This is a genomic window from Coprococcus intestinihominis, assembly GCF_040096555.1.
In the GTDB taxonomy this organism is placed as follows: domain Bacteria; phylum Bacillota; class Clostridia; order Lachnospirales; family Lachnospiraceae; genus Coprococcus_A; species Coprococcus_A intestinihominis.
Map to the genome: position 1 here is coordinate 1 of NZ_JBBMEK010000382.1, position 2,165 is coordinate 2,165.

Here is a 2,165-nt window from a genome sequence, read left to right on the forward strand (position 1 = left end):
AGTTGAAAGACATTATAGATAGAGCTCGTGTGACGGTGGTAATGTTTGATGAAAATCAGATTCTCACAACAGAGCAGTTTTGGGAATCTCAGATTCTTGAGAAGTACAGAAACCAAGCAAAAGCGGAAAATAATCATATTGCATTATATAAGCAACTTCGTATGCAGGTAGATTCTGCAACAATGGATTGGATTGATTCCTTTACAAAAGAGAGATGCTTAAAGAAAATTCCAGATACATTTGGAGGATATGATATCAAGGTATTTGATAAGCCTGAATTACTTGATGTGGAGATTCAGAAAAGAGCAAAAGAAAGTGATTCGATGTTATCAAGGGTGATTGCAACTTATGATTGGGAATATAGCTCCAATCATAAACCAGAGGACAGGCTTATGAGATATTGGGAAGTAATGATTGGAAAATGGCACAAGCCTTGGAATAGGGAGTTGGAGTCCGAACTTACAAGAAAAGAAAAAAGAGCTATCAAAGGATTAGCGTGGGCTGAACAACCGCAAACGATAAATGAAGTTGGTTCAACATTTACAATTCAAGGATTTGATCTTAATTACGCTGGAGTTATTCTTGGACCATCTGTAAAATATCGTAATGGAAAGGTAATATTTGATCCTTCGGAAAGCTGTAATGAGAAGGCAATTCGAAATAGAACATTATCTGATGGAACAAAACAGAAATTTGGTGAAATATTGATTCAGCATGAAGTGAGAGTCTTAATGACACGAGGAGTTAATGGAATGTATATTTATGCCTGTGATCCAGAACTTCGGAAAGCATTATTAGAAGCAGCAAAATAAAGGAGTAAGTTTAATTATGAAGCAGGAAACGATAGATAGAATTAGAAAATTTACATAGGACAGAGACTGGGAGCAGTTTCATTCGCCAACAAATCTTGTAAAATCAATCGTAATTGAGGAGGCCGAGTTATTGGAGCGCTTCCAGTGGTCTGATGAAGAATATGATCTTCAGCATGTCAAGGAGGAGCTGGCGGATGTTTTGGTTTATAGCCAGAATCTGTTAGATAAGTTGGAGCTGGATGCGGATGAGATCATAAGTATGAAGATGTCGCAGAATGAAGCAAAGTATCCGGTAGAAAAGGCAAAAGGGAGCGCGGTCAAGTACGATCAGCTATAATAGTGGAGAAAGAAGAGGAGTTATAAGAATATGATAAAAATTTTATTTTTGTGTCATGGTGACATCTGCATATAGTTTCATGATCGCCGTATTGCCTGTAAGAATCGCTGTTTCCATATCTTCAACATGTTTGCCGTGAAGCAGAGACTGTCGGATAATATTTCTCAGCGAAAGATACGGCTTTGTCGTAAGTTCGGTTGCAGACACCGTACAATGTACGGCCCATATTGTGGAGGGCCTGTGCCATTTCATTGGCAATCACGCCGGTGCCCAGTACTGCCCATTTCAATTCGTTCATTATTGGAAGCTCCTTTGCTTATATTTAACGAAAGCAAGCACCGTCCGGAAAAGACGATGCTTGTATGTATTTCAAGATTATTATACAATTTTTTTGTCATGATGACAAGGAGGATGGACTACTTAAGTCTTTTTGCTGTTTCCAGAATAACATCCATGACATAGTCATAACCAAGCGATGTATCCAAAGACAGATGGTAATTGGCGGAAGCGCCCCATATCTGTCTTGTATAATAATGATAATTATCTGCTCTGCGGCGTTCCTCCTTGAGAATCAGATTCTTGGCTTCTTTCTCTGTTAGATTTTTTTTGCTCATAACACGTTTAATTCTGTTTGTTAAAGGCGCATGAAGGAAAACATTCAGGCAATCCGTACGGTCTTTCAAAATTTGATCGGCACAGCGTCCGACAATGACGCAATGACCTTTGGAAGCAATTTCCCGAATTACTTTGGACTGGGCATCGAAAATCTTATCCTTTGGTGCTTCTGTCTCAGGGAAAGTGTACATATGATTAACTAAATCATAAAGCAGGCTGTTAGTCAGGGATTCCTGATGTTCACCGACGTAATTGGAAGAGTATCCGGTGGTTCCGGCAGTCATTTCAATGATTTCCTTATCATAAAAATTATAGCCAAGCTTGTCGGCCAGAATCTGTCCGAGCTCGCTTCCACCGCTGCCGTACTGTCGGCCGATGGTAATAACAGAGGCGTATTCAGA

3 protein-coding genes and 1 pseudogene are annotated in these 2,165 nt (G+C 39.5%); 2 read left to right on the forward strand and 2 right to left on the reverse strand.

The window, feature by feature from the left end; translation table 11 throughout:
• Nucleotides 1-812 (forward strand): DNA/RNA helicase domain-containing protein (locus WMO25_RS17405; protein ID WP_349086449.1); only part of this gene is annotated, 812 nt, incomplete at its 5' end.
• A gap of 16 nt (nucleotides 813-828) precedes the next feature.
• Nucleotides 829-1,149 (forward strand): annotated as a pseudogene (locus WMO25_RS17410) (nucleotide pyrophosphohydrolase).
• Between the two features lie 121 nt (nucleotides 1,150-1,270).
• Here WMO25_RS17410 and WMO25_RS17415 read toward each other — a convergent pair.
• Nucleotides 1,271-1,447, reverse strand: a complete 177-nt coding sequence (locus WMO25_RS17415) for an NAD(P)-binding domain-containing protein (protein ID WP_349086451.1) — start codon at nucleotides 1,445-1,447, stop codon at nucleotides 1,271-1,273.
• A 118-nt stretch (nucleotides 1,448-1,565) separates the two neighbouring features.
• Nucleotides 1,566-2,165, reverse strand: a 600-nt coding sequence (locus WMO25_RS17420; RefSeq protein WP_349086452.1) for a cytidylate kinase-like family protein, incomplete at its 5' end; no start/stop codon positions are given.